The sequence below is a fragment of the Deinococcus sp. genome (assembly GCF_030523985.1).
In the GTDB taxonomy this organism is placed as follows: domain Bacteria; phylum Deinococcota; class Deinococci; order Deinococcales; family Deinococcaceae; genus Deinococcus.
Genome location: NZ_JAUNHK010000023.1, coordinates 24,212 through 31,208, shown reverse-complemented (window position 1 = coordinate 31,208; position 6,997 = coordinate 24,212). Strand labels below are relative to the sequence as shown.

Sequence of the window (6,997 nt, the reverse complement as noted above, 5' to 3'; positions counted from 1 at the left end):
CCGCAGTCTCGGTCACGGCCCGAATTGTACGCCCCGGCCCCGCGCCATTTTGTGCCGCTGAACGCCTATTCGGGACAGACTGACCAGTGCGGCTGGTGAATCGGAACAGAGCCGGAGGTCAAAACGGTTTGGCGGGCAGGTGCCAAAACACACCATCCGGAGCAAACTGGGGACAGATGACGCCCCCCATTTATCTTCTCAGCGGCAGTCCGGGCGCGGGTAAAAGCACGGTGGCCCATGCGCTCTTGCAGCACTTTGAATTCGGCCTGCATCTTCCGGTGGACGACCTACGTGAATGGGTCGTGTCAGGCATCGCTCACCCCAGCTTGCTGTCCAACCCAGAAACGGCGCGGCAATTTCGGCTCGCCCGCACTGCCGCTGCACAGACCGCCCGCCTCTACGCCGAAGCTGGCTTTGCCGTCGTGGTGGACGACGTGCTGTGGCCCGGCGACCTGAACCTCTTTTCGCCCCACTGGGAGGGCTTGACAGTGCGGCCCGTCCTGCTGGCCCCAGGGCGCGAGGTCGCCCAGCAGCGCAACGCCGCACGCACCAGCAAAGCCTTTGACCCTCAACTGCTCGTTCCACTCATTGACGCATTAGCCCCAGCACTTCGCCCAGACGAATTCCGGGCCGCTGGCTGGCAGGTCATCGACAACGCTCAGCAATCGCCCGAGCAGACTGTGGCCGCTGTCCTGGCTTTATCCTGACCCATGCCCGAACTGGTCAGACCTTCCGCGAAGTACAAGGGCAGCTTTCTGGACGCGGTGCGCGAGGCGCAGGCCACGGGCAGCGGCCTGGGCGACACGCTCAAGTGGAATCTGGACGACATCAGCGCCGATTTTGAAGGCTTGCTGCGCGACCTGAGCCGCTACGAACCCGGCAACGACCTGCCGGACGGCTTCGTTCACTCGGAATACCGCTGGCTGGTCGAGGGCGAGGAGTATCTGGGCCGCGTGTCTATCCGGTACACGCTGAACGACTCTCTGCGCGAGTTCGGTGGGCACATCGGCTATGAAATCCGCCCTTCGGCGCGGCGCAAGGGCTACGGCACGCTGATTTTGCGGCTGGCGTTGGAACGGGCGCGGGAAATCGGCATCGGGGACGTGCTGGTGAGTTGTGACGTGGACAACCTCGGCTCACGCGGGGTCATTGAGGCCAACGGGGGCGTGCTGGAAGGCGAATTCAAGGTGCCGCAGCACCAGGAAAAACCTATCCGGCGCTACTGGATAGCCGCGCCGGACAAATCCTGACTGAGTTTTCAACAAGCGCACTTCGCCCGCGTGCAGGCGGCAAGCGTCAGAGCTGGCAGCTCAGTTCGCGCTCGCCGTTCGGTGACAGGATGACGACCTTGAATTCACGTTCGCCGTTCTTGCCATCGCGTTTCCAGTACCACACGCGGTTGTCCTGAAAGCGAATCTGGTAGGTATCGCCGTCCTCGCGGGCGTCTTCGGCGAGGTCTTCTTTCCAGTCGTTGTAGATGGCGGTGCGCTTGGCCTTGAGCTGCGCCGCATTCAGGGGCTTGCTGTAGCGGTCGGTGTCGAGGTCGTAGTCACCCTGGCAGATCCGGCCCGTGTACTGGCGGGCCAGCGCACTCGCCTCGGAACGCACGGCGGCAGTCACGGTGTCGGCAGAAGCGGAAGAAACAGCGCCTAACACGAGCAGAGGCGCGGCAACCAGCACAGGAAATTTCATGGTGGCACTCTATGCAAAGGTGTTCGGCCCCGACCAGAGAGAGTTCCTAGACCCTGCCCTCACGCTCTGCGCCTACAATGCCTGCCGTGAGAATTGCTGTGCTGGCGGACATTCACGGAAACGCCGACGCGCTGCGGGCCGTGCTGCACGATGCCAGGGCGCAGGGAGCGGAACGGCTCATCGTCAACGGCGACGTGGTCAACCGGGGGCCGGACTCGGTGGAAGTGTTGCAGACGCTGCTGGAACGCGGCGACGTGACCTTCGTACTGGGCAACCACGACGACCTGCTGCGGCTGTGGCACACGCGCAGCGAAAAGCTGCCGCAAGGCTGGTACGCCGACCCCTTCTGGGGCGCGACGGCGTGGAGCACCGAACAACTGCACGCGGCGGGGCTGCTGGACGTGCCGCAAAGTTGGCCCCTGACCGAGCGGCTGGACGTGCCGGGGCTGCCGGGCGTCCTCATCGCGCACGGCACCCCCGAGGATTACCGCCGGGGCCTCAGCGAACGCACCGACCCGGCCCTGGTGCGCCGCCTGGCCCACGAACACGGCGCGGGGGTGCTGGTCGGCTCGCACATTCACCGTCAGGCCGACGCGGTGCTGGGCGGCGTGCGGGTGCTGAACACGGGCGCGGTAGGTTCTCCTGCTGACGGCGACCCCCGCGCCGGGTACCTGCTGCTGACGGCAACGCCGCAGGGCTGGGACGTGCAACTGCGCCGGGTGGACTATGACCGCAGCGGCGTACTGAGACGCTTCGAAACGAGTGGCCTGCTGGCAACGGGCCTCAGCGCCCAGATTTTCCATGAGGAACTGCTGACCGCCCGCAGCCTGTACACGCCCTACTGGGAATGGAGCGAAGGGCAGGGCGGAGTCAGGACGGCGGAGAGTTGGCAGAGGTTCAGGGGCGAGGGCTGAGGGAGGAGGGCAGATGGCGGATGGCTGAGAACTGATGGCTGATGGCAAGGGGCCGGAGAAGATGACCCTTCGCCCTTTCCTCTCAACCCTCCGCCTTCAGCAAACGCATCAGCAACAGCGGCACCCCGGTCCGCACGCCGACGACGGGCGCTGCACCGCGCACCAGCAACGTGACCACCAGCCCCGACTGCGGCACGAAGCCCAGGGCCGTGCGGGTGCCCCGCGCCGTGCCGTCGTGCCAGACCGCCCCGCCCGAGTGGAACCAGCCCGGCGCGACTCCGCTGCACAGGGGCGGCAGTCCTGCCGGAAACTGCATCTCCTGCCAGTGGGTGCCCAGTTCGCCGCGCAGGTAGGCCTCGCCAAAACGCAGCAGGTCAGCCGCCGTTCCGAACAGGCCGCCCGCTCCCGCGAGTTCGGCAAATCCGGTCACGTCCTGCCCGCCCAGCACGCCGTAGGGCCGAACCACTTCGCCCGCCGGAAGCAGGCCCACGCCCGGCAAGCCCAGCGGCAGGGTGACGTGCCTTCGCAGCGCCCGCTCGTAGCCTGCCGCTGACAGTTCCTCGCCCGCCGCGTACGCCAGCCCCAGCGCCAGCACCCCGGCCCCCAGGTTGGAGTACACGAAGCGCCCCGCCTGCCCCGGATTGGCCCAGCGCCGCGCACTCGCCAGCACGTCTGCCGCCGACATGCCGCCGTAGGGGTCGGAAAAACGGGTAAAGGTGGTCAGCGTCGCCCGCGCCGGATGAGGGGGCAGCCCCGCCGTGTGGGTCGCCAGCGCCAGCGGCGTCAGCGCACGCGGTAAGCGCCGCAGCGGGCCACCCAGGGCCGAGAGGGGCACGTGCCAGTCCAGCCTGCCCTCGCGCACCAGTGCCGAAGCCAGCGCCGCCGTAAACGGCTTGGTCACGCTTGCCAGCTCGAAGACGCCCCCTTGCGGCACGCCGCCCAGGGGCAGCACCTCCCACCGCCCCCCCCGCGACACGCCCAGCACGCCCCCGCGCCGGAAGGTCTGCCGGACGAGTGGCAAGACGGCCCGTGCCTCCGCGTCACTTAGGTTCAGAAGGGCGCGGAGGGTGGAGGGGAGAGGGGAAGGAGAAAAGAACATGGAGCTGTGGCCTCAGCTTAGGTCAAGCCATCTGCCATCTGCTCTCTGCCCTCCGCCGTTCTCGCCTCGCGCAGCATCTCGGAGAGGCGACTCAGCGCCCGGCTGTACTTCTTGGCGTAGCCGCCGTGCCGATAAATGTCGTCGAACAGCGCTTCCAGCGGCACACCCGTGAAGGCCGCGTGCAGGCCGAGGTCGTACACCTTGTCCACGAAATGGACGAAGCGCAGGGCCACGTTCTGGTCGGGCATCGGCCCCAGGCCCGTAACCGCCACCCCACTGACCTGCTCCAGCACGCGGGCAAAGCGGCTGGGGTGAATGCCCAGCAGGGCGCGGTTCAGTTGCTCGTGGGTGAGCAGGGCGGTGGTCTGCGGATTCTGGCGCGAGAGCCAGTCGCTCAACTCGGCGTCCGAGAGCGGCTGGGCGGGTTCGGTTCCCCGGTGGCGGTAGTCGGGGCCGTCCACCCCATGCGACTCGAAGCGGCCCGCGATGCCCTGAATCTGGCGGGCAAAATCCTCGGCATTGAAACGGCCCGCGCCCAGTGCGCCGGGTTCGGTGTTGGAAGTCGCCACCACGCTCACGCCGCCCAGCATCAGCCCGCCCAGAAAGGTGTTCGCCATGTGGGTGTTGCCGGGGTCGTCGAGTTCGAATTCGTCTATCAAGAGCAGTTTGTGGCTGCGGAAGGTTTCGATGGCCTGCGGCATCCCCAGGGCGCCAATCAGGTACATCAAGTCCTGAAACGACATGAACGCCACGTCCCCACCACCGCCCGCCGCGTGGTAGGTACTTGCCAGCAGGTGCGTCTTGCCCACGCCGAAGCCGCCGTCGAGGTACAGTCCGCGCCCTTCCGCTGTCTTGCGCTTGAAGGGCCAGAAGCCGCCGCCCCCCGACCTTTGCCCCGCCTGCGCCACGAAGCCTTCCAGCAACTCCCGCGCCCGCGCCTGACTGGGAAACTGCGGGTTGGGCTGGTAATTCTCGAAACGTACCCCCTGAAAGCGTGCGCCGGGCGTCAGGTGGGCAATCAGGTCAGCGGGCGAACTTTCGGGCGGGTGGGCGAAGGGGTCGGCGTAGGGTCGGGTCACGGGAGAGATTGTAAGGGGCAGTGAGCAGCGGGGGTGTTGTGAAGCTTGGCTCAGGGCGCTCCCGGCCCCCAACCGCTACCCTCTCCCCCATGCGCGTTTATATCGGCTGCGGCGGCTACACCAACGAGGACTGGACGGCTCCTGGCCTGATTTACGAGGGGGTCAAAAAGGACGCCTTCCTGGAAACCTACGCCGAATATTTCGACGCCGTGGAACTCAATTCGTCGTTTTACGCGATTCCCGGCCTCAAGGCGTTCGAGGGCATGGCCCGCAAATCGGGCGGGCGGGTGCGCTTCAGCGTCAAGCTGAACAAGGCATTCACCCACGAACGCGCCCCCACCGACGCCGACTTTGACCGGATGCTCCAAAGCCCCGAACCGCTGCGCGAGGCGGGCGTGATGGGGCCGTATCTGGCGCAGTTTCCTTACTCTTTTCACCGCACGCCTGCCAACCGCAAGTATCTGGCAGCGCTGACCGAACGCTTTGCCGGGCACGAACTGGCGGTGGAACTCCGGCACGCCAGCTGGGACAAGCCCGAAGTGCGGGGGGGCATGGGCGAGTTCGGCCTCATCTGGGTCAGCCCGGACTACCCACCCGTCGGTGGGATGCCCGAGCCGCAAGTGCATGTCACGGGCGACGTGGGCTACCTGCGGCTGCACGGGCGCAACCGGGAGACGTGGTGGGAAGGCCAGAGCGCCAGCGAGCGCCACGACTACCGCTACAACCGCGCCGAAATGGACGAATGGGCCGAGAAAATTGCAGCGGTGGCGGGAGAGCTGTCCGAACTGTACGTCTATTTCCAGAACACGACCAAGGGCCACGCCCTCCACAACATCCCCATGCTGCGCGAGGCGCTGAATGCGCGGGGCATACCCGTGCGGGCACCAGAGCCACAGGACGGGGGGCGTCTGCTGTAAGGAGCGGATGGCAGATGGCAAAAAGCAAAGACAGGCCGAAGCATCTCGCTCCGACCTGTCCTTTGAGCCTTGAGCTATTGGCTATCAGCCATCCCCTTACTGGCGGTCTTTGATGTCCACGTAGTGCGCGTCCGTCGCACCGCTATACACGGCGTCGGGGCGCAGCAGGCGGTTGTCACGGCTGTACTCGATGACGCTGGCGCACCAGCCGCTGATGCGGGCCAGGGCGAAGATGGGCGTGAAGTATTCCTTCTTGATACCCAGGTCGCTGTACACGGTGCCCGAGTAGAAGTCCACATTGGGGTAGATGCCCTTGGAGCCGATACGGTCCACGATGATCTTCTCGATGCTCTCGAGGATCTGGTAGTAGTCGCTCTTGCCTTCCTTGTTGGCGACCACTTCGGCGTAGTCGCGCAGCACGCGGGAGCGGGGGTCGAAGTACTTGTAGACGCGGTGGCCCACGCCCATGATCTTCTCTTTGTTGTCGAGCTTCTTGGTGATGTAGCCTTCGGCCTTGTCCACCGTGCCGATTTCGTCGAGCATGTCCATCACGGCTTCGTTGGCACCGCCGTGCAGCGGTCCCTTGAGCGCACCGATGGCGCTGACCATGCAGGAGTACATGTCGCTGAGGGTCGAGCTGGTGGCGATGGCGGTGAAGGTGCTGGCGTTCATGCCGTGGTCGGCGTGCAGCACGAGCGCGATGTCGAACAAGCGGGCCTGCTCGGGGGTCGGCTCCTTGCCGGTCAGCATGTAAAGGTAGTTGCCCGCGTGGGTCAGGTCGGCGCGGGGGGCGACGATGTCCTGGCCTTCCTGAGCGCGGTTGATGGCGGCGATGATGGTCGCGAACTGGGCAATCAGGCGGGTGCTGATGGCACGCCGGGCTTCGGGAGTGACTTCTTCGGCCTGGGGGTCGAGCAGACCTAGGTAGGAAACCGCCGTACGCAGCGCCTGCATGGGGTGAACACCCTTAGGCATGTCGCGGATGATCTGCACGAGCTGCTCGGGAATGGCGCGGTTGGCCTTGAGGTCGGCGTCGAACTTGGCGAGTTCTTCGGCGGTGGGCAGTTCGCCGTCAAGCAGCGCGAGGCTGAGTTCCTCGAAGGTGCTCTTTTCGGCCCATTCCTGAATCGGAATGCCCAGGTGGGTCAGGATGCCTTCGGCACCATTGATGAACGTCAGCTTGCTCTCGGTAAAGAGAACGCCTTCAAGCCCTTTGGCAATATTCGACATGGTAAGCGCAGGATAACATCTGGCCCGCTGCGCTGCGTCCGGGGCTGTTTACTCACCGTTCCCGCT

At 65.7% G+C, this 6,997-nt stretch carries 8 protein-coding genes; 4 read left to right on the top strand and 4 right to left on the bottom strand.

The features are described 5' to 3' along the window. Positions 1-176: 176 nt before the first annotated feature. Together Q4C89_RS05490 and Q4C89_RS05485 are read left to right on the top strand one after the other, a co-directional pair. On the top strand, positions 177-707 hold the full coding sequence (locus Q4C89_RS05490; RefSeq protein ID WP_303101598.1) for an AAA family ATPase: 531 nt from the start codon (positions 177-179) through the stop codon (positions 705-707). A 3-nt stretch (positions 708-710) separates the two neighbouring features. Next, positions 711-1,250, top strand: coding sequence for a GNAT family N-acetyltransferase (locus Q4C89_RS05485; protein WP_303101597.1), 540 nt, complete (start codon positions 711-713; stop codon positions 1,248-1,250). 46 nt (positions 1,251-1,296) lie between these two features. On the opposite strand, the gene Q4C89_RS05480 is transcribed toward Q4C89_RS05485, so the two are convergent. Then, positions 1,297-1,692, bottom strand: coding sequence for a hypothetical protein (locus Q4C89_RS05480; RefSeq protein ID WP_303101596.1), 396 nt, complete (start codon positions 1,690-1,692; stop codon positions 1,297-1,299). A 77-nt stretch (positions 1,693-1,769) separates the two neighbouring features. On the opposite strand from Q4C89_RS05480, the gene Q4C89_RS05475 reads away from it, so the two are divergent. Next, a complete protein-coding gene (locus Q4C89_RS05475) occupies positions 1,770-2,606 on the top strand; it encodes a metallophosphoesterase (protein ID WP_303101595.1) in 837 nt (278 codons plus the stop codon). Positions 2,607-2,688: 82 nt separating this feature from the next. Here the strand turns inward: Q4C89_RS05475 and Q4C89_RS05470 are convergent, their stop codons facing one another. Beyond that, the gene (locus Q4C89_RS05470) at positions 2,689-3,705 is read right to left on the bottom strand and encodes a serine hydrolase domain-containing protein (RefSeq protein WP_303101594.1); all 1,017 of its coding nucleotides are present in this window, start codon (positions 3,703-3,705) and stop codon (positions 2,689-2,691) included. A gap of 17 nt (positions 3,706-3,722) precedes the next feature. Then, on the bottom strand, positions 3,723-4,784 hold the full coding sequence (zapE, locus tag Q4C89_RS05465; RefSeq protein WP_303101593.1) for a cell division protein ZapE: 1,062 nt from the start codon (positions 4,782-4,784) through the stop codon (positions 3,723-3,725). An 89-nt stretch (positions 4,785-4,873) separates the two neighbouring features. Between zapE and Q4C89_RS05460 the strand changes: the two genes are divergently transcribed. Then, positions 4,874-5,701: a DUF72 domain-containing protein gene (locus tag Q4C89_RS05460; protein ID WP_303101592.1), complete on the top strand. Its 828-nt coding sequence runs from the start codon at positions 4,874-4,876 to the stop codon at positions 5,699-5,701. A gap of 96 nt (positions 5,702-5,797) precedes the next feature. Here Q4C89_RS05460 and Q4C89_RS05455 read toward each other — a convergent pair whose 3' ends face one another. Further along, entirely contained in the window at positions 5,798-6,931 is a 1,134-nt protein-coding gene (locus Q4C89_RS05455) for a citrate/2-methylcitrate synthase (RefSeq protein ID WP_303101591.1), read from the bottom strand. Positions 6,932-6,997: the final 66 nt, after the last annotated feature.